This window comes from Butyrivibrio proteoclasticus B316 (assembly GCF_000145035.1).
In the GTDB taxonomy this organism is placed as follows: domain Bacteria; phylum Bacillota; class Clostridia; order Lachnospirales; family Lachnospiraceae; genus Butyrivibrio; species Butyrivibrio proteoclasticus.
Genome location: NC_014387.1, coordinates 1,486,407 through 1,511,528 on the forward strand (window position 1 = coordinate 1,486,407; position 25,122 = coordinate 1,511,528).

Sequence of the window (25,122 nt, forward strand, 5' to 3'; positions counted from 1 at the left end):
ACAACGCTCGCTATGCAAATTGTTTATGACACTTACTTGCATGGCGAGCGCTTATTTATTTAGATTATTTATTTAGATTATTTATTTAGATTATTTATTTAGCTTTTTCTTTGATCGCTTTAAGTTCATCTACTGAGAAGGTGTATGCTTTATTGCAGAAATGACATTTTATCTCTATATCTTTGCCGTCATCGATCATTTCCTGGATATCTTTTTTGCCAACAAGCATCAGAGCTCTTTCTACGCGGTCTTTATCGCAGTTGCAGTAGAAGTTTAGGTCAACAGTGTCGGTAAATTCTATGTCAAAACCATCAAGAACAATTTTGAGCATGTCTTCAGGTGTTTTGCCGGCCTTGAGAATGTCAGTTACTGAAGAAAACTTACCAAGGTTAAACTCAAGATGAGTGATAGTCTGCTCGTCTGCAAAAGGCATGAGCTGAACTATGAAACCACCGGCTGCTATTACAGAGAGGTTTTCTCTTTCAACAAGAACGCCAAGTCCTACAGATGAAGGAGTCTGCTCTGATTTGGTGAAGTAGTATGTGAGGTCCTCGGCAACTTCCCCTGAATAGAGAGGAACCTGACCAACATAGGGCTCTTTTAATCCCATATCTCTTATTACTGTGAGAGTTCCCTCGCCGATTCCGCCTCCAACATTGAGGTGTCCTGCTGCGTTTGGCTCCATGATGACATAAGGGTTGCTGACATAGCCTTTAACATTACCTTTATTGTCAGCGGTAGCAAGAACGCTCTTAAGTGGGCCGTCGCCATCCATTTTAACAGTGATCATATCGCTGTCGTTATCCATCATCTGTCCCATCATAACAGTTCCGGTCATAAGTCTGCCTAGTGCTGCTGTGGCAATAGGAGAGAGGCCATGAGCCCTTCTGCCATAGTCGGCCAGGTCTTTGGTTGTAGCGGCAAATGCTCTTATCTGTGCATTCCCAGCGGTTGCACGGACCATATAATCTCTATATTCCATATTTCCTCTTTCTGTAATTTACTCATATATAAGTAAAAAGATATAGTTTGTAGTTGTTTCTAACCCAACAATATTATACGAAAATAATATATATGTAAATATCTAAAAAGTAAGTGTGATGGCTGGTCAAAAATGATTATTGGCTGAAATAAAAACTGACTTATAAGTGCAAATTATCACAAAAGTGAAAAGGTCAAATTTGCAAAGTATTATACCGAAAATGAAATGCTAAGTTCCGACAAATTGCCTAAAATATGTTACTAGATAAATTATTATTTGTAACATTTTAATGTCTGCGATCTTGAGGGGGATTGCAAAATTTGAAAATGTTAACAAAAAGGGGAAAGGAAAAAGGAGGTTGTTGGGATGTATAAGGGTAGTAATAGACGTTCCAAAGCGCTTTCAAAGAGCTTTGCTCTTGGAATGAGCGCTATGATGGCAGCGTCAACTATTGCTTCTGCCACAAGCGGTATCACCGCATTTGCAAAAGAGGATGACTTAAATCCTGATAATGCAGATGTGATCTTTTTTGATGAAAATGATGCTTCTTCTGGCAACTCTGGCAGCGATGAGGCTGGTGATGAAAAATCAGCTGCATCAGAAGAAAAAAGTGTGGATGGAGCATCTACAGAAGGAAGTTCTGTAGTAGAAAGCTCAGAGGAAGATTCTCTTGATGAAGCTTTAGAAGAGATTTCTTTGGATGAAAGTGAAACAGTAGCTTTGACTGAGGACTCTGCCGAAGAAGGATCATCTCTTTTACTTGAGAGCAAAACTTTATTGGCTTCTTCTGACGGAGTTATTGCTGATCAGGGAGAAGATGGTTTTGAAAACTTCACAGAAGATCTTACTGTGGCAAACATCAGATTTGGTGCTGACAAAGACGTTTCTTCAAAATCTGTATATGATGAAGAACACGGCTATGGCTTTAGCGATGTAGATTATAGTCAGGATGCAATTGGATGGTCCGGTAATGTTTACTATCCACGTGTTCCTGCTGTATCTTCCGGCGCCGGAAATGTTATTGATGGCTCCGATTATGTAGAAATTGCCAGCAAGATATGGACAGAGACTGAATCAAGCGGATATGGCGTATATACATATGAGAGCACATCAACTTTTGATGTAGATCTTTATAATGCTGATTACAAGGTTGATGTTACTTTTGTTAACCCTACTGATAATGCATACACAGCTGCTTTGGAGGCTGAGGACATTACTAAAGTAACAGGTATAAGTGTTGCTCCCGGCAGTAGCGTTACTAAGTCTTTTGAGGCAAACCTTGTAGATGGCAATCTTAATATCAAATTCCTTGGCACAAGTGATGCCAAGTCTATGAGTGATGCCAAGACAACAAAGGTTTATGTTTCAGGTCTCAAGATCACAAGACTTGCTACAGAAATGAAGGGCGATAAGCCTACAATCTTTGTGGCTTCTGACTCAACAGTTCAGACATATGACGAGTATTATTATCCTCAGACTGGTTGGGGCCAGGTTCTTTCTACATACTTTGGGGATTTTGTAGAGGAAAGAGAGTGCACTGATTGCGGATACAGCCAGTCTCAGGTTTATGAGACTACAGCTGCAATAGTTGAGAATCGCTCAATTGGTGGACGTTCATCCAAGTCCTTTATTGATGAGGGCAAGTTCGACGATATTCTCGAGGACATCAAGCCAGGCGATTATCTTCTTGTTCAGTGGGGACATAACGATGCTACTTATTCAAGACCAAACCGCTATGTATCAGCTGCTGATTTTGAAAAGTGGATCATGGTATACGTAAACGGAGCTATAGAAAGAGGTGCTACACCGGTTCTTGTTACTCCTGTTGCACGTTACAGCTATACAACTAATCCTGATGGAAGTCTTAATTCTTTTGCCAGCAATTTCGAGGCATACAGACAGGTAATGTTAAGACTTGCAGCTGAGTACGATATTCCTTATGTTGATCTTACACAGCGCTCTATTGATGTATGTAACAACTTTGGAATTGAAGGCTCCAAGATGCTTTTCCTTAAGCTTGCAGCCGGTGAGGTATCTACAGGCGCATATGCAGGTGGCGTTGATGATTCTACACACCTTCAGTACTATGGAGCACTTAAGTTTGCTCAGTGCGTAGCAGAAGGTATTGTTGATTATGCTGATGGTAAGGTTGAGGGTGCTTCAGACAAGCTTGATGATCTGGCTGGCCTTGTAGTTATCAATGCAGCTTCAGAAGCTCCGGCTAAGCCTCAGGGTCTTAAGACAACTTCAATTGGTGCTACAAGCATTTCACTTGAATGGGAAGCTGCTGAGGGCGCAGAGCTTTACTATATTTACAGAGCAGCACTTTCAGAGGGACAGACAATTGATGATGTAGATTTTTCAAAGGCTGATAAGTATTCTGTTTCAGGTAAGACAACTTATGTTGATCCAAGCTGTGGAGGCGGAGTTACATATGTATATGCCGTAGCAGGATTTAACAGCTTTGGCATAGGAGAGCTATCTGATAAGCTTCAGGTTGCTACCAAGACAGCAGGACTTCGCTTTGACTTTAACTACAACAATTCTCCTACAATGGAAGGTTGGACTGGTGTTAACCAGAATGAGATGTACACTGCTGAAAAAGGCTATGGATGGATCACAGCTCCTAACAATGGCCGTTACAGAGGCGGAAATGGCAAGGCTGATTCATCAGCTATGGCAGATGACTTTAACCTTGGTGCCGGAGAATTTGCAGTTGATCTTCCAAACGGAAAATATGAAATTACAGTATATGCTGCAGATCTTTTAAATGGAACAAGTACAATTAAGCCTGCATATTCTGCTGAGGGAATTTCAATTGGTTCAATCGCCTGCAAACAGTCTCTTGGAAGCTGCACAGGAACTGTAAGTGTTACAGATGGACAGCTCAATTTAACTGTTGAGGGTACTAACCAGTATATAAATGGTCTTACTATTACATCTCTTTTACCTGCACCTGGAAACCTTGCTATCACAGAGCTTTCATTTGGAAAGACTACAGCTACATTCCTTCTTTCATTTACAAAGGTTGAGGATGCTGTATCTTATAGGGTTTATCAGAAAGGTGAATCTGATAAAGATTTTGCATTGGTAAAGAGCTATACTGCTCAGGAGCTTATTGATAACGAGCTTGACTGCCGTGCTATGACAGCTTCACTTGGAGAAACTTACTCATATTACATGACTTGTGTTATTGAGGATGGTTCCGAGTCTTCAGCAAGTAATGTTGTAACACAGTCTATGCTTGATCCTAGTGTAGAGGTTCCTGCTGCTGTTAAGGGACTTAAGTGCACAAGTCCTGAGGAAGGACAGGAAGAGCTTCAGAATACTATTTCTCTTGCATGGGATGAGAGTCCTGCAGAAGAGAATGTTATCAAGTACATTGTTTATCGTTCTGCTAAGGCAGAGAGCGACAAGGGATTTAAGGAGTTTGTTAAGGTTGGAGAGTCAACTACTGCATCCTTTACAGACGAAGATCCTGAAATTGCAACTAATGTACATTATTATTACAAGGTCGCTGCAATGAACGCAGGCGGAATCGGTGAAATGTCAGAAGCTATCATGACACCTATAGCTGGTTCACTTGTAGCAGGCGGACTTGAAACATATGCTTCTCGTGCTCTTGTAGCTATCAACCTTGCAGGCGATGCAGGTGCAGAGACTAAGGTTTCAGCTACTGACAAAGACGGCAATCCTATTACAAGAGGAAATTACCTCTCATGGAGAAGCTTCCCTGGAGATTTCAGCGGAAAAGAACTTACAACAACATTTAACGTTTATAGAAATGGTACATGTATTGCACATGACATCAGCTCTACAAACATGATCGATGAGGGTGGTCTTCCATCAAATGTTTATACAGTAGTTGGTTCTAATGATTCAGCTCTTGGCCTTACAGCAAAGGAAACTCCTGTCTGGGCTAATCAGTATATGGAGTTTGGACTCAATAAGCCTGAAGATGAAACAATGCCTGATGGTTCAACCTGCACATATACAGCAAATGATATGTCAGTTGGAGATCTTGATGGTGATGGTGAACTTGAACTTATCGTTAAGTGGTATCCAAGCAATGCCAAGGATAATTCAGGTTCAGGCTACACCGGAAAAACTTTCCTTGATGGATATGACGTAGATTTCTCAACCGGAGCAGTTAACCAGCTTTGGAGAATTGACCTTGGTGTCAATATTCGTTCCGGCGCGCATTATACTCAGTTCCAGGTTTGGGATTATGATGCTGATGGTATCGCAGAGATTGCTATTAAGACAGCAGATGGTACTACAACTTATAAAAATGAGAACGGAAGTCTTGTAGAAACAGGATATGTTGGTGCCTGCAACAGCGATGCACTTCCTACAGATACTATAAGTCCTAAATATGACTATAGAAATTCTGGCGGTTATGTACTTGATGGACCTGAGTACTTCTCAATGTTCAAGGGAAATACCGGTGAACTTATTGATACAACAAATTATATTCCTGCAAGAGGAAGCGTTTCTGCATGGGGAGATGGATATGGTAACCGTGTAGACAGATTCCTTTCTGGTACAGCTTATCTTAATGGAACAACTCCTTTCGCAGTATTTGCAAGAGGTTATTACACAAGAACAACACTCACAGCATATTACCTCACCAAGACTACAGATGATGAAGGCAATGAAGTTGAGCAGATTGGTGTATATTGGAAATTTGATACAGATAATATTTCAAGTGATGTTGAGCTTACAGCTCAGGGCAACCATGGACTTTCCATCAATGATGTAGATGGAGATGGCAAGGACGAGATCATTTATGGTTCACTTACAATTGATAACGATGGATCAGTTCTTTATTCAACACAGCTTGGTCATGGCGATGCAATGCATGTAAGTGACTGGATTCCAAGTAATCCGGGACTTGAGGTTATGGATGTTCACGAGCATGATAATGTTCCATATCATGTAGAAATTCATGATGCTGAGACAGGTGAGATCCTTACAGGTTACTACACAGGTAAAGACACAGGACGTGGAATGGCAGCTGATATTGATCCTACAGCGGAAGGTGCTGAGTATTGGTCAATAGCTAATCCAAATTACAAGGGCAATGATGAGCCTGCATGGAATTCCAGAAATGCTGATGTATTCAGCTCACTTTCCGGAAGAGTAGGCAAGTCAGATTCTGATTATACATCAATGATAGCTCTGTCAGATGGCGCAACTCCTGCAGTTAACTTCTCTATGTTCTGGGATGGAGATCTTCTTGCAGATATGCAGGATCACACCTTTAACCAGGCTGCATATGTGCCTCTTACAACAACTATTGAGAAATGGGATTATGAGAATCAGAAGTCAGTTACTCTATTTGAATCCTCACAGGTTCTTACAAGTAACGGAACAAAGGGAAATCTTGGCCTTGTAGCAGATATCCTTGGTGACTACAGAGAAGAGATAATTGCAAGATGCGCTGCTGACGACAGCAGAATTAGAATTTACTCAACAACAATTCAGACAGATTATGTAGTTCCTTGCTCACTTACAGACCTTGCTTACAGAGAAGGCGTAGCATGGCAGAACGTTGGCTACAACCAGCCTGCACATACAAGTTACCTCATTTCTGAAGGCCTTGTAACATCTAAGGTATCAGAAAAAGCTGTAGATTCTACAAGCGTAACAATTGGCTTTACTCCTGCAAATGATGGTGTATATGGTCATGATGTAGAGGGCTATGTTGTTAAGAGAGCTCAGGTAACTACAGATGAAAACGGCAATCAGACTACTGGTGACTATGAAGAAGTAGCAAGACTTGATGCAAACGGGCTTGCAGCTGAAGACGGTGGAGAGACTTCTAAGACAGAAAAGGTAATTACCGGTTACGAGGAAGCTGGTGTATATAAGAAGTTTGATTTTGGCTATAAGAGTGCAAATGCTAGTGGATTTGAGAGAATTCTTGCCGATGACTACAATGCTTCCAGAGGATTTGGCTGGGAAGTTGGCACAGGCGCAGATGTCAACTGGAATAAGGTTGGTGTAGGTATCGAGAATGCTGGCGATACTCAGACTGATATTGAGAAGGCATGCTGCGATCTTGACAGAAGAGATAGCGAGCTCAAGTTCCTTGTAGATGTTCCTGCTGGCTCTTATAAGGTTGATGTATATGCCGGAGCTGCTTATAGCAATAATGCTTATAATGGCACAACAATCATTGTAAATGGACAGAACCTTGGTGTTGTATCACAGTCAGCTAAGGTAGCTGATATTGTTAAGACTGCAACAGTAACATTTGAAGAAGCTTCTCAGATTGAGATTGTTTCTTCTAACAGTGGCAATCTTGCAATCTTGAATGCTGCTGTAATAACAAGGCTTAATCCTATTTATGAAGAGGTTCCTGTTTCTGGTGATACAGATCCTTCCAAGGTATACACATATACTGACAAGACAGTTAAGGGAGGAAATACTTATTCTTATAAGGTAGCAGCTGTAGTAGATGGAAAAGTAAGCTATTCAAGTGCTCCTCTTACAGTTCAGCCTACTGTATCGATCAGCAAGCTTAATGAAGAACTTACAGAAATGGAGCTTGTTCAGGATACTCCTCTTGCTGATGGACAGACTGTAGCAGACCTTCTTGCAGCACAGAAACAGTACATTTCTGTAACAGACTCAGAGGGAGTTGAGCAGAACGTAATTATTACATGGGATGCTGATGATGTTGATATCCATACAGTTGGAGAATACACAGCACATGCTTATATTCGTGGCTATGCTGAAAACCCTGTTGATGTTACTGTAAAGGTAGTTGCTAATGTTCCTACAGGTTATGAAAAACTTGCAGATATCAAAGTGATTCTTGGCAATGAGGTTGTTCTTCCTTCTGTTGTCAAGGCAACATTCCTTAATGGAAGCAGCAAGGATGTTAAGGTTACCTGGAATACAGACAAGCTCGACACAACAAAGGTTGGCGACTATACACTTAAGGGCGTTGTAGAGGGAACAGAAGATACAGTAAGCATTACAGTTCATATTGTAAGTGACTATATTGTTTCTGTAGCAGACTCTTTTGTTGAGATTGAATATCTTAATAAGAAGTATTCTCTTCCTGAGACAGTTACTGTAACTTATGCAAGCGGCAATACTACAACAGCTGCTGTAACATGGAATGCATCTGATATAGATGTATCAAGCCTTGGATCTACTTTCAATGTAGAAGGTACTGTTGAAGATTATGAGGGTGTTGCTAATCTCAAGGCAGTTGTAAGCTATCCTGCACTTTATAAGTTTGATCTTGGAATCAGCACTAACCGTGTTGCTGAAGGCTGGACAGGAATAACAGTTAACCCTAAGAATGGTAAGGCAACTCTTGAGTCACTTGGAAGTGCATATTCAAAAGAAAAGGGATATGGCTTTGAAAACGGCTCTGTAGCTATGCAGGGACGTACTGAGGAATTTACTTATGAAGGAACACTTCCTTGGCTGGTTTATACAGACTTTGCTCTTCCTGCAGGAGAAACATTCCTTGTAGATGTTGAAAATGGCAATTATCAGGTTGAGTTCCTTAGTAACTCTGTTTACAAGAGCTCAGTAACAGGAACAGTAGAAGATAAGAGCTTTAGCGTAAGTAATGCTGCAAACACATACGCAGTAACTTCGGTTGATGTTGAAGTTACAGACGGTCAGCTTACTATGACATTTGGCTCTAACACACCAAGACTTGGCGCGATTGTAGTTCGTAAGGCTATTACAGATGCTTCCTACTATGGACCTGTTGATGATGAGCCTACAGTACCTGTTGGTACAATCGTAAACAAATATGGTTCATACTACTATGTTCTTGAAGATGGCAGCTATTACACAGGACTTATAACAATTGATGGAGTAACATACTATTTCAAAGAAAACGGCAAGATGACAAGAGGGGCATATCTGACAACTGACGAAGGTAAGTATTACTTCGATACTGACGGTCATATGCTCAAAAACAGCTTCCTTGAAAAGTATGGATCAATCTACTACTTTGGTGATGATGGTCTGATGCTTACATCTACAATAATTGTTCCTGGCGATGGATATAAGTACTACGCTAATGCTAAGGGCCAGATAATGCATAATAATTTCGCAACTGTAGACGATAATAAGTACTACTTTGATGGCGATGGACGTATGGTAATATCTCAGTTTGTAACACAGTACGCCAAGACATATTATCTTGGAGAAGATGGATGCCTTCAGTACAAGACTATAGTAAGTGACGGTGACTACAATTACTACGTTGACGCAAGAGGCGTAATGTTAAAGAATATTCTTGTAACGTTTGAAGATGGCACCCGCTACTTTGATAATGAAGGTCATATGGTCAAGAATTGTACAATCACTTATTACTTCAAGAAATATACATTTGATGAAAATGGACTTCTTGTTAAGTAAAGATAATTAATCAAAAATTAATAAAAAAGAAAGTCCCTGTGCAGAAATGCACGGGGATTTTTTTGTATAATAATATACGATAATTTGTATATGTTTTTTTATTATCTCGACATTGTGCTTTCCAGGAGGGATGAATATGAAGCCTAAGGCATATAATGGTAAATTAGTTCAAAAGCTCATTTTTGCGGCAGTTGCAGCTATTATAGGCATTGCAGTAGTGTTAACTGTCATAAGTGGGATTAACATCACTAACACCTATAATGATATGGTTCGCGAAGAACTCAGGGTTGCTGCAGAGCAGCTTCAAAGTGAAATGACTTATGTCTGGGATGGAGATTGGGCATACGACAATGAAGTTCTTACCAAAGGCGACGTAGAAGTTCATGATGAATATGAAGAGATAATCGATGAGCTAAAGGATTATACAGGACTTGAGTATTCTGTTTTCTATGGAAAAGAAAGAGTTCTTACCACTATTGTTGAAGATGGCAAAAGGATAGTAGGCTTCAATGCATCTGACGGCGTTATCAATCAGGTGCTTAACCAAAAGAACGAAATGTATACTCCAAATGCATCCCCTGCCGGAGCTTCTCAAAAGTATTATTGCTATTATTGTCCTCTTTTACAGGATGATGGGACAGTCGCGGGAATGGTTTTTGCAGGCAGAGGAAGAGATGATGTTATTGGAAAAATTTCAGCTGTCATTGCAACGATGGCTGTGATTTCTGTAATCCTTGCTGTTATTCTTTCTGTTATCGGAATCGTCATTGCTAATACTGTATCTGTCAAGATGAGAGCTATAGCAGATGAATATGGATTACTGGCGCAAGGAGAGCTTAAACTGAATATAGATGAATCATATCTTAAGCGTAATGACGAAATTGGTCTCCTGGCTGATGGAGCTAAGACACTTATGGATAAACTTGGTTCTGTGATCAGAGATACTATGAGAATGTCTAATGACCTTAAGGCTTCAGGAGCGGAGCTTTTTGACTCTGCATCGCAGGCTTCGTCAGCATCAAGTCAGGTCAGTGAGGCAGTCGATGAGATTTCCAGAGGAGCTGTTAACCAGGCGGAAAGCGTTGAAACAGCAGCCGGTAATACACAGGATATTGGAAGAGATATTGATGAAGTGGCAGATAATGTCAAGCAGCTCAATTCTTTTGCAGGAGAAATGAAAACTTCCTGTGAAGCAGCTATGGAAGCTCTTGATAAACTGATAGAGCAAAGTAAAGATGTTCAGGCGTCTGTTCGTGATATTGGAGATACCATTAATTCGACGAATGAATCAGCCAAAGAGATTTCTAAATTTTCACAGGCTATTACTGAAATTGCGTCACAGACAAATCTTTTATCACTTAATGCCAGCATAGAGGCTGCAAGAGCCGGAGATGCCGGAAAGGGATTTGCGGTTGTTGCAACAGAAATAGGACAGCTTGCTGTTCAGAGTAGTAACAGCGCAGAAGAAATCAAGAAAATTGTAGAACAACTCCTGGCGGATTCTGAAGCATCAGTTGAAGTAATGCAGAGGCTTAATTCCAGCTTTGATCAACAGTCCCAGCAGCTTGACGATACTCAGACCAATATGCGCAGCATGGCTGATAATGTTGATAATGTATCAAGCAGTACAGACAGCATTGCCGGTTATGTTGAAAACCTTAACACTGCCAAGGATAAACTTGTAGAGATTATTTCTGATCTTTCTGCTATTTCAGAAGAAAATGCAGCTTCAACGGAAGAGACAAATGCTTCAATGCAGGAACTTAATGCAACATTCTCACTGATCACAGAATCTGCTAATAAGCTTCAAAAACTTGCAGAGGATATGACAGAAACAATTAGTTTCTTTAAGCCTTAAGTTTTACTGCTTCAAAAGCGTTTCAAACAGCCCTTGGATAGCCTAAAAATGGCATGTCCATGGGCTGTAATTCAATTGACATTTATTTAACGGATGGATATAATTATAATTGAGAATTTATTAACAATTAGAAATGAAAAAAATTATTATAAAGCGTTAATGATGCGCAAGATTGGAGCTTTTGATGGCAGATAAAGAGATTTCTCAGGCAGTAATAGGGAGACTTCCTCGCTATTTTAGATATTTGGGGGACCTTAAGGAAAAGGGTGTTGAGAGAATTTCTTCTCAGGAACTCTCAGATATTATGAAGGTGACAGCTTCTCAGATCAGACAGGATTTTAATAATTTTGGCGGATTTGGTCAGCAGGGATACGGATATAATGTCAATTACCTGTATGATGAAATCAGTAAGATACTTGGAATTGACAAGCAGCACAGCCTTGTAATTATCGGTGCAGGACATCTTGGCAAGGCTATTGCCGGATATACTAATTTTACCAGAAGAGGATTTGTATTTAAGGGAGCTTTTGACTGCAATCCTGAACTTTATGGAACCAAGATCAGAGATGTTGAAGTGCGCCCTGTAGATGAGATGGAAGATTTTGTCAGGAAGAATCAGATTGAGATAGCAGTTCTTACTATTCCCAAGGATCAGGCTGTTCCGATGGCACACAAACTTGCTGAGTGCGGAATCAAGGCTATATGGAACTTTGCGCATGTAGACCTGGAAGTTCCTAACAATATACAGGTAGAAAATGTACATTTATCTGACAGTTTGATGAAATTATCGTATAATATAAACAGGTATGAAAACACATAAACTGATGATTGTGAGATAATCTGATGGCAAGAGACGATGAAGTTTATATGTCTGCGCTACAAGGAAAGAGTATTCCTATACTGACGCTGGATAATAAATGGCATCAATTGTTTACGCAGACTGAAATGACACCTGAAATAGAGAGCCTCGCTGATGAGCTTAATTCTCTGGTTGAGAAGGACGGCAAACTCAGGAGCCAGACCAAGGATATCAAGAAGCTTAAGAAAAAGCTTCTTGGAGAAATTGTGCCGCTAAGGGATAAAGCCAATAAGCTTGGTAATGCCCCAAACATCGAGAAAGAGATTTCAGAACGCACCAGACTTATTAACGAATGTAACGATAAGCTAGACAGCCATCAGGATGAGCTCCTTGATCTATCCAAACAGATATATGATATAGACTATAAGCTGATGTTGGAAACCATGAAGGTCTGCTATGAGAGACTTCATGATAACACAGAAGATATCAAAGCTTTGGATGAATGGATCAAGAGGGCCAGAATAGAACTTAAAAAGAATGTTATCAGGCTTCAGGAATCAGAGATGGAGAATTATAATCTCTATTCTTATATGCATCAGATTTTCGGACCTGAAGTTGTAGATCTTTTTGATATGAAATATGATCCGGACAAGAGACATCCGATTAGAAGACCTTTATCCGGAGAAGAATACGTAGAATAATTTGCGGGCTGCTTTAACAGGCAGCCCTTTTATTGCAGAGCCGGTTATGTGAATTACGTCAGATGTGCTTGCAGGCGGCCTACAGACAAATATGAGTACGAGCAATCTTTAGCTGTATTTTAAGGGAGGAGATCTATATGAAGTTTGCGGTAAACAGTCAGGAAATGAAAGTATATGACAGGAATACATCCGAATTCTTTGGGGTTCCCGGCATTGTCTTAATGGAGAGAGCTTCCCTAAAAGTTGTAGAAAGTATTGAAAAATGGCTTGGAGATAGGAACATCGACAGGAGAGTAAGAGCACTTGTAATTTGCGGAGTCGGCAATAATGGTGGAGATGGGGCCTGCATTGCAAGACTATTGAGACAGAAAGGAATATATGTAAATATATGCCTTGTGGGAGATTACACTAAGTGCAGCGACCTCTTACTGAAACAGCTTAAGATATTGGAAAAATATGGAACTACTCCTGACACTTTTTCCAATATAAGAGACAACAAATGTGCTTCTGAGTGGGATATCATAGTAGATGCATTATTTGGAATAGGGCTATCACGACCTGTTTCAGGTGACTTTGCAGAAGCAGTCAGATACATAAACGATTGTAAGGCTGAGAGAAAATCTGACCTTCTTGTTACAAGTGTTGATATTCCATCAGGTATAAATGCTGATAATGGCAAGATCTGTGGAAGTGCTGTCAAAGCAGATATTACTGTTACATTTAATCAGATCAAGCTTGGACATATCCTGTATCCCGGTTGTGAGTATTTGGGAAAACTCATAGTAGAAGATGTGGGAATAACTGATGACAGCTTTTTGTCAAAAGAGCCGGGGGCCTTTTTTTATGATGAAGATATAGCAGATCTTTTGCCTAAAAGACCTCTTGATGGAAATAAGGGAACTAATGGAAAAGTCCTTATTATAGCCGGGTCCAAGGACATAAGCGGAGCCTGCCTTTTGGCTACTAATTCATGCATGAAGGCTGGAGCCGGTATGGTCAGGATTTTTACTGCCAGTGAAAACGCGGAAGTTATCAAAGCTCTTTTACCGGAAGCCATGCTTGTTACCTATGAGGATTTCGAGCCTTTTAATGACAAGCTTGAATTGTGCTTTGGTTGGGCGAGTGCAGTTGTTCTTGGTCCGGGAATCGGAACAATGCAAAGTGGCTACGAACTTACCAAACAGACACTTTCCGGGTATAAGGGAAATCTGGTGGTTGATGCGGATGCGCTTAATCTTGTTGCTTCGCACCATGAGCTTAGAGAGCTTATGTCAAATTATGCCAAAAACGGCAGGAAACTTATAATAACTCCTCATCTTGGAGAATTTGCAAGACTCTTTGACAGAGATGTCAGAGATTGCAAGGAACATATTCTTGAATATCCAAGAGATCTGGCAGAGAATCTTCATTGCACTGTGGTTTGCAAGGATGCAAGGACAGTTATTGCTGACAGCAAAGAGAAAAAGATATATATTAATATGAGCGGCAACGATGGAATGGCAACTGCGGGAAGCGGGGATGTTCTTTCAGGCATCCTGGGCGCGTTCATGGCTTTTGACAGATCGGCCTTTGAAATTGCATGCCTTGGAGTTTATCTTCACGGACTGGCAGGTGACAGGGGAGCACTGGAAAAAGGTAAGCATTCCATGGTGGCTTCTGATATTATAATTGGAATGGAAGATATTCTTAGAGAAATATAAAATTAGGATGGTTTTAGAAATGCTTGAAGAGTATTCAAGAGTTTATGCAAGAATTGATATTGATGCGATTAAGTACAATTTGGAATCCATGAGAAAAAATATTCCCGATGGAACCAGGATCATGGCTGTGGTCAAGACAGATGCCTACGGGCATGGTGCTACCAGGATCGCGCTTAGTCTTGAAAATGTTGATTATATATGGGGCTATGCGGTTGCTACTGCTGAGGAAGCCTTTGAACTAAGAGATGCAGGGGCTATCAAGCCTATTTTGGTACTGGGATATACCTTCCCGTATGCGTACAGGAGAATGCTTTTAGAGGGTGTCAGACCTTCAGTTTTCAGAATGGATATGGCGCAGGAGTTGTCCGATTGCGGACAGGAACTTGTTGACAGCGGAGAACTTACAGAACTTCCCTGTGTTCACATTGCTGTAGATACAGGAATGAGCAGAATTGGCGTAACACCTGATGAAAAGGGCGCAGACTTTGTCAGCAAAGTCATGAATATGCCGGGAATACAGGTTGAAGGAATATTTACACATTTTGCAAGAGCTGATGAAGCTGATCTTTCCAATGCAAGAGAAAGAGAGAAAGTGTTCGCAGATTTTGTTAAGTCAGTAGAAGAGACGACAGGAAAGAAAATACCTCTTCACCACTGCGCAAATTCTGCAAGTATTATTTCGGTCCCTGAGTCATCAATGGATATGGTGAGAGCCGGAGTAACAATGTATGGAATGTGGCCATCAGAGGATGTTCCGCGCGATATAGTAAGCCTCAAACCAACAATGGAGCTTATAAGCCATATTGTTATGATCAAAGAGGTTCCTGCCGGAACACCTGTAAGTTATGGCGGAACTTATGTTACAGATAAGCCTACCAAGATAGCTACAATACCTGTTGGATACGGAGACGGTTATCCAAGAAGTCTTTCCAATAAGGGATATGTACTGATAAATGGTCATCATGCCAATATAATTGGCCGCGTATGCATGGATCAGTTCATGGTAGACGTGACCGATATTCATTATGTCCTGGAAGGAGATGAAGTAGTTCTTCTTGGAAGGGACAAGAATACCGGTGAAGAGATATCTGCTGAACTTCTCGGAGAGATGAGCGGCAGATTCAATTACGAACTCACCTGTGATTTCAACAAGAGAATTCCAAGAGTATTTGTAGGAAAGTAATATTTAAGCCTACCCAAAACGCTTTTTGGCTTCTGAGTACTGAACATTGATCTCTTGGAGAGCTTTAGTATCACCATCCATATTATCGGGGTGATAGAGCTTGACAAGGGATCTGTATTTTTTATCTACGCTTTCTCTTGATTTGCAGCCGGCAAAGAAATTGAAGGCTGACTTTTGACCTTCGTAGTAGTTTTCATCATCGTAAGGCTCATCATCTTCATAGAAGTCTTCATCCTCATAAGGCTCATCATCTTCATAGAAGTCTCCATCCGCATAAGGCTCATCATCTTCATAGAAGTCTTCATTCTCGTAAGACTCATCATCTTCGTAGAAATCTTCATCCTCATAGGATTCATCGTCTTCGTAGTAATCATCATCGTAAGTTTCATCATCTTCTTCATAAAAATCCCTGACAGATTTGCGGGGACTTTCAGATTCATCTTCGAAATCTTCATGGTGTTTTCTTAACCATTTTTCATATTTTTTTTCGTAATGTCTTTTACCTGCTGATGGAAAGAGAAGGTAGTATCTGTCAAGAAACTGAGCAATAAATGACTTTTGGAAAATAGCTCTTATAAGATAAATCATTGCGTCAGCGCAGGTTGCATAAAACAGGAACTTGCCAAAAGAGATGACTGTCCCGATACAAAAAACAGAAAAAATTACCGGAATAAATAATATTACGGACAGAATGATCAAAAGAAAGAACGCAATACTTCCACGTGTCGGATAAATAGTGAGAACCCACCATATCCTGATATCACTAAGGAGCTTTTGGAAGATGTCTGTATTTAGAGATGCAATGCGCATGCCGCTGAAAAATAGGAAAATACTTGCCAGGAAAAAGATGACAAACAGGGCTGCAGTAATAGGAAGAGCGCAGAAAAAAAGCTTAATCAGCCTGAATAAGCTTTTAAAAAACCATGCAAGCATTGAGAATAAGCCCTTGAGTATATATAAAAAGAAACTGATAACAGCGTTTAATGCCATAGAAAAAAGCGACAACATAAATATCCCCCGAACGTTCTTTCATCAGATTATTTTACTATGAAAAGGGCCCTGTATAAAGATTTATTGCCTGAAACATTTAAAAATGGTAAGGTTTATAGGTGTTTGAAAGTTATTGCCTGTGAGGGAGAAACTATGAAAATCATAAAATTTCTTAAAGAAAAATTCCCATGGATTTCATATGCGATAGGATTGATACCTTTTTTTGTCGCCTGTATAGGATATGGATATTATGGCAAGCTTCCTGTATGGGAGGCTGTCTATGCATCAGTAGCACTATATTTTGTTAATCCCGTTGTTGATTATGAAAGTCCTCTTATATTGTTTGCGGAGATAGGCGCTGTTATCGTTACTGCCGGTATTATTCTGAGCGTAGTCAGATATGCCTATGCTAAGGTGGATCATTTTTTTGTCAGGTTCAATGCTGATTCAACGGTTGTATATACGGATAATGATATGGGACAGGAGGTTGGTTCCAAACTCGTCCATGGATATACTCTCTATAACAATCCGGATGATGATGGTGATAACCTCAAGAAGTTTAAAGTTGAAAAAGTTAAGAATCATATTCTGATGTTTGAAAATGATATGGATAATGTCAGCTTTTATACCGAGAATGAAGGAAAACTATCGGGCTCTAACGTATTTATGATGCTAAGAGATATCGATCCATCACTATTGGATGCAGCTGACAAGGAGTCTTCAAGCCTTCATTTCTTTAATATTTATGATGTTATGGCCAGAGAATACTGGCATAGAAATAATTTTTATGACAGGAGAAAAGAAAAACTTAAAATAGCAATAATAGGTTTTGGAAGAGTGGGAGCAGCTATTTTTAAGTATGGGTATCTTAATAACATCTATAGCCTTGAGCAGGAAATAGAGTATCATGTCTGGGGCTGTTCTCCTTCACAGAAGGCTTTTGTAGGGACACTTGAGACCATGAATAAAGACAGTATCATAATCCATGAGAAATCCTGGGAGGAAGAGATGGATACTCTATCTGCGATGGACAGAGTTATCTATACTATTGCGGATAAGAGTATTGAGCTGATTCAGAAGGTACTGTATGTAAATCCTGATGCAGAGATACATTGTTATTCGGAAAATCCTGCTTGTTTATCACAACTATATGTTTCCAATAAGGTACAGGCCTTTGGCGATATGAGCGACATTTTGACGGAAGACAATATCAAAAAAGAAAAGCTGTACAGGCAGGGAAAGCTCTTTAACTATGATTATTTTCTGAGATATCAGGGAGGGGATATTCCTGCTGATTATGAAAATGAGGCTGAAAAAGAGTGGAAGAAGCTTAATGGCTTTTTCAAAAGCTCAAATGTAGCAAGAGCGGATCATTACTGGATAGAAAAAAAGCTTGTTTCGGATGGCGAGATTGCTGAAAACTCTGAGGAAGCATTTAGAATAGAGCACATACGATGGAGCAGATTTTATTTTGCAAATCACTGGGCTTATGCTCCAAAACGAGATAATGCTGCCAGAAAGCATAATCTTTTGGTTCCCTATGAAGAACTTGATCATAGCGAAAAGATAAAAGATGGTATATATAGTGACGTCTTGAGAGCTGAAATAGATAAACTTGCCTGCGACTAATTGCCTACTGGAATAGGTTTATAAAATATGATATAGTGTAAGTTGACATTTTGTGTATAGGAGGACTTACTATGGACGAAGGCTTGCCTTCTGTCAGTATTCTCATCTTTTTTATCATTTTGATAATGGATGTTCTGGTACACGGATTTGGCGTGGCTCTCGGGCATGTCCGGGAGGAAGAAATAGAGAAAAAGGTTCTTGAGAATAAAGAACAGCTAAGCGCCAAGATTCTTAAGGCTATTAAGGATGATGCCAGACTTATCAAATGTATCCAGTATTTTAATATTGTGGTAAATATGATCCTGGGAGGCATAGTTGTAATCAATATCTCCGGTGCTTTTGTAAGTGCCATGGACAAGAATATGACTACAACCTGGTATTCTCATGGAGTTATTTATCTATGCACCGGACTTATCATCAGTTTTCTTATAATGTGCTTTGGAGTATTGATTCCAAGAAAGCTGTCGGCGAGATATCCGGAGCAATGGATTTATGTTTGCTTTTATCCGGTGAACATTATTTTGGGAATTTGTTATCCTTTTGTTTTTATATCGAATGCGCTTTCTTCCGGGCTCTTATATTTATTTGGAATTCGCGGAGAAACGGATGAGTCTGATGTTACTGAAGAGGAAATCAAATCGATGGTTTCTGAAGGACAGGAACAGGGAGTTCTGCAGGAAACAGAGGCAGACATGATAACCAATATCTTTGAATTCTCAGATAAAGAAGCCAGAGATATTATGACCAACAGAAAGGCTATGGTGGCTATTGACGCTAATATGAGCCTTAAGGAAGCTGTTGGATTTATGATGGACACGAATAACAGCAGATTTCCGGTTTATCTTGATGATATTGATCATATCATTGGCATCATGCATATAAGAGATGCCATGAAAAAACTATCCGAGGAGACAGATGAAGAGCTTCCCATCAGGAAGATCAAGGGTATTTTACGTCAGCCAAAATTTGTTCCTGAGACAAGGAATATAGATTCTCTTTTCCATAGTATGCAATCTACCAAAACGCAGATGGTCATAATCATAGATGAATATGGTCAGACTGCAGGTTTGGTCACAATGGAAGATATTCTGGAGGAAATTGTAGGTAATATCATGGATGAGTATGATGAGGATGAGAACTTCATCAAACCTACAAAGAATTCCGGCGAATATCTTGTAGAGGGTACAACGCCTCTTGAAGTTCTCGAGAAAAGATTTAAAATATCTTTCGGCGAGAGCGAGTTTGAAACGCTAAACGGATATATGATTTCTCAGCTTGACAGGATACCTGAGGCTGATGAAGAGTTTAGCACCACCGTTGATGGCTATAGTTTCAAGATTCTTTCTGTAGATAATCACATGGTACAGAGTGTTCAGGTCAATAAGCTGCCTGATGAAGAGATTGTTCAGGAAGAAAAAGAATTAGAAATAGCAAATTAGATATATCTAAAGGAAGGAAGTTTTTATGTCAGGACATTCAAAATTTGCAAACATCAAGCATAAGAAAGAAAAGAATGATGCTGCAAAGGGAAAAATTTTCACTATCATTGGTAAGGAAATTGCAGTAGCAGTTAAAGAAGGTGGTCCAAATCCTGCCAATAACTTTAAGCTTGCTACAGTAATTGCCAAGGCTAAGGCTAACAACATGCCTAACGATACAATTGAGCGTGGTATCAAGAAGGCATCAGGTGCAGACGGAGCAGTTGATTATAAGAGCATCACATACGAAGGATATGGCCCTGGTGGAACAGCTATCATCGTTGAGACTCTTACAGATAACCAGAACAGAACAGCAGCAAATGTTAAGAGCGCATTTACTAAGGGTAATGGAAACGTTGGAACTCCTGGATGCGTATCTTATATGTTTGACAATAAGGGACAGATCCTTATTGACAAGGAAGAGTGCAAGATGTCTTCTGATGATCTTATGATGCTTGTTCTTGATGCAGGAGCAGATGATTTTAATGAAGAAGAAGACAGCTATGAAATCCTTACAACTCCTGATAGTTTCCAGGCTGTAGTAGAAGCCCTTAACGAGGCAGGTGTTGAGACTGCTTCAGCAGAAGTAACTATGATCCCTCAGAACTATGTATCAGTTACTGATCCTGAGACAGTTAAATATCTTACAAGAATTCTTGATCTCCTTGATGAGGATGATGATGTTCAGGCTGTATATCACAACTGGGATGAGCCTGAAGAGTGATATACCTGCTGAGATAGGCTGATTTTTTATAACAATATATATAACGTGGGGGAGTCCTGAAATGAAACTAAAACGTATGTGGCCAGGTTTGTGCATCTTGATTGTATTTATGATTTTTGATGTGATAATGGTGGCAAGTTCCAGTTTCTTTTCAGGGCTTTTTCCATATTCAGATACCAAATTAACATATTCGATTGCACTTACTGTCCTTGGCGTTCTGATAATGAGCGTCTTGACCTTTTTGCTTGGCAGGATATGCGATCATATAGAACTTGAGAGTTTGGCTCATTCTATAGGCGTCAGAGTGATTTATGCTTTGATGCTTATTGCTGTTTTTATAGGTGGTATTTTTTATCGGCTTTATATTTTAGGACAGACTACAGCTGAGCCAACTGGAAAGCTGTCGCTTTTTGAAAATGCACAGGTGGGCGCTAAGGCTGCAGGTGCCGAATATGATCTTTTGTCTATCGTTTATACTGATATCCTTAGATTCATCATGTATTTTACCGGAAATAAGATCACTACGGCTTATGGTCTTCAGATTGCCTTTTTTATGATATTTGTCATTTTGGGAACTATTACCTGCAAGGTTCTTTTGGGTAAGGCTGGATCAGTTATTTTTGCTTCTTATGTTTCTTTTATGCCTATCTTTACAGAGAATCTTCAAAAGGCAGTTATTGGTACAGATGAGCTATTTCTCACAATGCTGGGAGTAGAGCTTTTTGTAATTGGAATATACCTGAGAAATGCATCTGATGGGAAATATAATTCAAGATGGTATGTAATCTGGTATGTTTTCGTTGGAGTTATTGTAGGGTTCATGACCTACCTTGATGCCGGAACTTTTATTACTGTTTTGCCACTTCTTTTGTCAGTTATGTTTATGGCAGGAGATAAGGGCTATAAAGGAGTATTTAGCTTCTTATTTGTCTCTCTTTCGGGAGTCATAACATTTTTTGCAATGATTACCCAGGAGGCCGGTTTTGCGCATATGGGAGCAGTTCTTGGCAACTGGTCTGACTATTATTTTAGAAATCTCAATACCTTTAGCATGTTCTGGACTTATACAAACTATAAGCTTTTGTATCTGATCACTTTTATAGTGATGTCCGGAGTGCTTGTAGGATATTTTAGAAATAAGAATTTTGGCAGGATTTCACCCTGGCTTTTGGCTACTATTCTTGTCTTTGTTGCTACACCTTTCTTTGGCGCAACCAGAATGAATGATCAGAATGTTGTGACTGTATTTTTTGCATTTGTTCTTGCATGCGTTGTTTCGCTTATTACTCTGACCAGACAGGAACAAATTTTTGACGAAGATATAGAAGAAGATGATGAAGATGACTCTGTGGATGAAGAACTTCGGACAATCATAGGTGATGAAGATGCCGAGTATGTTCCACTTGAAAAGAAAGCGCTTCAAGGTCCTCGCTACGTTCCTGAAGGTATGGTTTTGCCTACCGGTTCTGAGGATGAGATGGATGTTGACGCATCCAAGATGAAGATGCCTAAGTTCGAAGGCAAGATTGGACTGGATAGGAAATCTTCTGAACACAAAATTACAGTTAAGCCGGAGATTAAGACTGAGCCCGAACATAAAGAACGCAAGGTTGTATTTAGAAAGAGAACTGAGTACAAGACTGCGCATGTTGAAAAAGAAAATAAAAAAGATGATTTTGATCTGCCATTTAAGAATGGTGATGATTTTGATCTTTAAATAAATAGAAAACCTGAAAGGGATATTTTTAATGAGATTAGAAGAATTGGCAACATATGAGATTATAGAAAAACGTAGAATAGAAGACCTTAATTCTGACAGCTATATTCTCAGACACAGGAAAACAGGTGCAAGAGTAACACTTCTTTCTAATGATGATAATAATAAAGTTTTTACTATAGGTTTTAGGACTCCTCCTAAGAATTCAACAGGCGTAGCCCATATTATTGAGCACACTGTTTTATGCGGATCAAGGGAATTCCCTGTAAAGGATCCTTTTGTAGAGCTGGTAAAGGGCTCTCTTAATACTTTTTTAAATGCCATGACATTTCCTGACAAGACTGTTTATCCTATTGCAAGCTGCAATGATGCAGATTTCCAGAATCTGATGCATGTATATCTTGATGCGGTTTTTTATCCTAATATCTATAAAACTGACAAGATATTTAAACAGGAAGGCTGGCACTATGAGATGGAGGACAAGGATAGTGATCTTACCATCAATGGTGTTGTGTACAATGAGATGAAGGGCGCATTCTCTTCAGCTGACGATGTTCTTTCAAGAGAAATACAGAATTCTCTTTATCCGGATATTACATACGGCATAGAGTCAGGTGGAGACCCTGATGTTATCCCTGAACTTACATATGAAGAGTATCTGGATTTTCATAGGAAGTATTATCATCCTTCAAACAGCTATATTTATCTCTACGGAGATATGGATATGGCTGAGAAACTGGATTATATTGACAAGAACTATCTTTCAAACTTTGATTATCTCAAGGTTGATTCTGAAATTCAGAGACAGCAGGCTTTTGACGCTCCAAGAGAAATACATAAGCCATATTCTATTCTTGAAGGCGACTCAATGGAGCAGAATACATATCTGTCTTATAACTTCAGCGTTGGCTCAACTTTAGACAGAAAACTCTATGTAGCTTTCGATATTCTGGATTATGCGCTGTGCTCTGCGCCCGGTGCACCTATCAAGAAGGCTCTTATTGATAAGGGGATTGGACAGGATGTTTATAGTGAATATGACAATGGTCTTCAGCAGCCGGTATTCTCTATAATCGCCAAAAACGCTGATGCGGCTCAGAAGGATGAATTTGTTAATACTATCAGAGAAGTACTTGAGCAGCAGGTAAGAGATGGAATTGATAAGAAATCTCTTTTGGCAGGACTTAATTTTGATGAGTTTAAATACAGAGAAGCTGATTTTGGAAGATTTCCTAAGGGGCTGTTATATGGTTTGCAGGTATTTGACAGCTGGCTTTATGACGACAACAGCCCATGGATAAATGTCGAGGCTAATGATACCTTTGCACAGCTTAAAGAGGATGCCAAGGGAAGATACTTTGAGGAGCTTATTCAGAAGTATTTACTTGATAATACCCACAGGACAGTTCTTCTTCTTGAGCCTGTTCAGGGACTTACAGAGAAAAAAGACGAAGAGCTAAGGGCTAAACTTGAAGCATATAAAGCATCTCTTTCAGCGGATGATATTGACAAGATCGTAAGAGAAACCAAAGAGTTAAAAGAGTATCAGGAGCAGCCTGATGATCCTGAGGACCTAAGAAAGATACCTCTTTTAAAACTTGAGGACCTCAAAAAAGAGGCAGATAAATTTGTCTATGAGCTCAAGGAATATCAAGGCGTTAAGATTCTTCATCACGACGTGTTTACAAATGAAATTGATTATATTTCGTTTGTTTTTGATTTAAAGAATATTGATGCCAAGTATCTTCCATATGTATCAGTGCTCAAAAAGGTGCTTGGAATGCTGGATACTGATAAGCATACCTATGGCGATCTGTATAACGAGATAAATATTTATACAGGAGGAATTTCAGGTGCTATCAGTACTTATACAAATTCTGATGACGTGACCCAATTTGAAACTGCTTTTGAAATCAGCGTTAAGGTCCTTCACAGCAATCTTGATAAAGCATTTGAACTTGTTCAGGAAATTATCACTTCCACAAGGTTTGATGATACCAAGAGGTTAAAAGAGATTTTTGGAGAGCAATACGCAAGACTTCAGTCTGACCTTGCTTCAGCAGGACATCAGACAGCAGCACTTCGCGCAATGTCCTATATTTCACCGGCTGCTTATGTGTCTGATTGTGTGAGTGGAATTGGTTATTTCAGAAATCTTGAACAGCTTATCAGGGATATTAATACTGAGGAAGGTGCCAAGCAGATAGTCGACACACTAGGTAAACTTAGCAGAGCAATTTTTAGAGCGGATAATCTTTTAGTAGATATTACAGGCACTGATAAGGAATATCAGGGAATCCCTGAGAACAGTAAGAAATTTGCTGACAGCCTGTACACAGATACAATTGATATGGGCAGACTTGAGATTCATACTTCCAAGAAAAATGAAGCTTTCAAGACAGCCGGACAGGTTCAGTACGTATGCAGAGCAGGTAATTTTGCATCTAAGGGTCTTAGATACAACGGAGCGCTTCGTGTTCTTAAGGTGATGATGGGGTATGATTATCTTTGGAAGAACATAAGAGTCATTGGCGGAGCTTATGGATGCATGAGCAGTTATGCTAAAAATGGTGACAGCGCATTTGTTACTTATAGGGATCCCAATCTTAAGAACAGTATCGATGTTTTTGAAAAAGCAGCTGATTATCTGAGGAATTTTGATGATGATGACCGCACTATTTTGCAGTATATAATCGGAGCAATTTCTGATCTTGATACACCTAAGACTCCTTCAGGAAAGGGAGCTTATGGCCTTACAGCTTATCTCTGCAATGCCAGAATGGAGAACATTCAGAGAAATCGTGACGAACTGCTTGGAACGACCAAGGAGACCATCAGAAGCCTTGCAGATTATGTTGATGCATTTATGCAGGATGAGTGTCTTTGCGTCATTGGTACAAATGACAAAATAGATGAAGCCAAGGATTTGTTTGATAATGTTGAGCAGCTTGTAAACAGATAAGT

At 39.7% G+C, this 25,122-nt stretch carries 13 protein-coding genes; 11 read left to right on the forward strand and 2 right to left on the reverse strand.

Translation table 11 applies throughout. The features are described 5' to 3' along the window. Positions 1-94: 94 nt before the first annotated feature. Positions 95-982, reverse strand: coding sequence for an Hsp33 family molecular chaperone HslO (hslO, locus tag BPR_RS06120; protein ID WP_013280596.1), 888 nt, complete (start codon positions 980-982; stop codon positions 95-97). 366 nt (positions 983-1,348) lie between these two features. On the opposite strand from hslO, the gene BPR_RS06125 reads away from it, so the two are divergent. The 6 genes from BPR_RS06125 (at position 1,349) to alr (ending at position 15,620) form a co-directional block, all read left to right on the forward strand. Next, a complete protein-coding gene (locus BPR_RS06125; protein WP_013280597.1) occupies positions 1,349-9,379 on the forward strand; it encodes a rhamnogalacturonan lyase family protein in 8,031 nt (2,676 codons plus the stop codon). A 136-nt stretch (positions 9,380-9,515) separates the two neighbouring features. Continuing rightward, complete coding sequence (locus tag BPR_RS06130; RefSeq protein ID WP_042256680.1) at positions 9,516-11,237, forward strand: methyl-accepting chemotaxis protein; 1,722 nt, start codon at positions 9,516-9,518, stop codon at positions 11,235-11,237. A 184-nt stretch (positions 11,238-11,421) separates the two neighbouring features. Beyond that, positions 11,422-12,057: a redox-sensing transcriptional repressor Rex gene (locus BPR_RS06135; protein ID WP_013280599.1), complete on the forward strand. Its 636-nt coding sequence runs from the start codon at positions 11,422-11,424 to the stop codon at positions 12,055-12,057. 23 nt (positions 12,058-12,080) lie between these two features. Beyond that, entirely contained in the window at positions 12,081-12,737 is a 657-nt protein-coding gene (locus BPR_RS06140; RefSeq protein ID WP_013280600.1) for a hypothetical protein, read from the forward strand. Positions 12,738-12,874: 137 nt separating this feature from the next. Then, a complete protein-coding gene (locus BPR_RS06145) occupies positions 12,875-14,437 on the forward strand; it encodes a bifunctional ADP-dependent NAD(P)H-hydrate dehydratase/NAD(P)H-hydrate epimerase (protein WP_013280601.1) in 1,563 nt (520 codons plus the stop codon). A gap of 7 nt (positions 14,438-14,444) precedes the next feature. Next, the gene (gene alr / locus BPR_RS06150; RefSeq protein ID WP_242662205.1) at positions 14,445-15,620 is read left to right on the forward strand and encodes an alanine racemase; all 1,176 of its coding nucleotides are present in this window, start codon (positions 14,445-14,447) and stop codon (positions 15,618-15,620) included. 9 nt (positions 15,621-15,629) lie between these two features. On the opposite strand, the gene BPR_RS21020 is transcribed toward alr, so the two are convergent. Then, positions 15,630-16,628 (reverse strand): J domain-containing protein, encoded by a 999-nt coding sequence (locus tag BPR_RS21020; protein WP_013280603.1) that lies wholly within the window; start codon positions 16,626-16,628, stop codon positions 15,630-15,632. Positions 16,629-16,763: 135 nt separating this feature from the next. Here BPR_RS21020 and BPR_RS06160 point away from each other — a divergent pair, with 135 nt between their 5' ends. From BPR_RS06160 to BPR_RS06180, 5 genes are all read left to right on the forward strand, one after another. Continuing rightward, the gene (locus BPR_RS06160; RefSeq protein ID WP_042256683.1) at positions 16,764-18,239 is read left to right on the forward strand and encodes a RyR domain-containing protein; all 1,476 of its coding nucleotides are present in this window, start codon (positions 16,764-16,766) and stop codon (positions 18,237-18,239) included. A gap of 71 nt (positions 18,240-18,310) precedes the next feature. Next, positions 18,311-19,678, forward strand: coding sequence for a hemolysin family protein (locus BPR_RS06165; protein ID WP_013280605.1), 1,368 nt, complete (start codon positions 18,311-18,313; stop codon positions 19,676-19,678). A 25-nt stretch (positions 19,679-19,703) separates the two neighbouring features. Continuing rightward, on the forward strand, positions 19,704-20,441 hold the full coding sequence (locus BPR_RS06170) for a YebC/PmpR family DNA-binding transcriptional regulator (RefSeq protein ID WP_013280606.1): 738 nt from the start codon (positions 19,704-19,706) through the stop codon (positions 20,439-20,441). A gap of 61 nt (positions 20,442-20,502) precedes the next feature. Beyond that, positions 20,503-22,158 carry a hypothetical protein gene (locus BPR_RS06175; RefSeq protein WP_013280607.1) on the forward strand — a complete coding sequence of 552 codons (1,656 nt, stop codon included), beginning with the start codon at positions 20,503-20,505 and terminating at the stop codon, positions 22,156-22,158. Positions 22,159-22,189: 31 nt separating this feature from the next. Further along, the gene (locus tag BPR_RS06180) at positions 22,190-25,120 is read left to right on the forward strand and encodes an insulinase family protein (RefSeq protein ID WP_013280608.1); all 2,931 of its coding nucleotides are present in this window, start codon (positions 22,190-22,192) and stop codon (positions 25,118-25,120) included. Positions 25,121-25,122 lie beyond the last annotated feature (2 nt).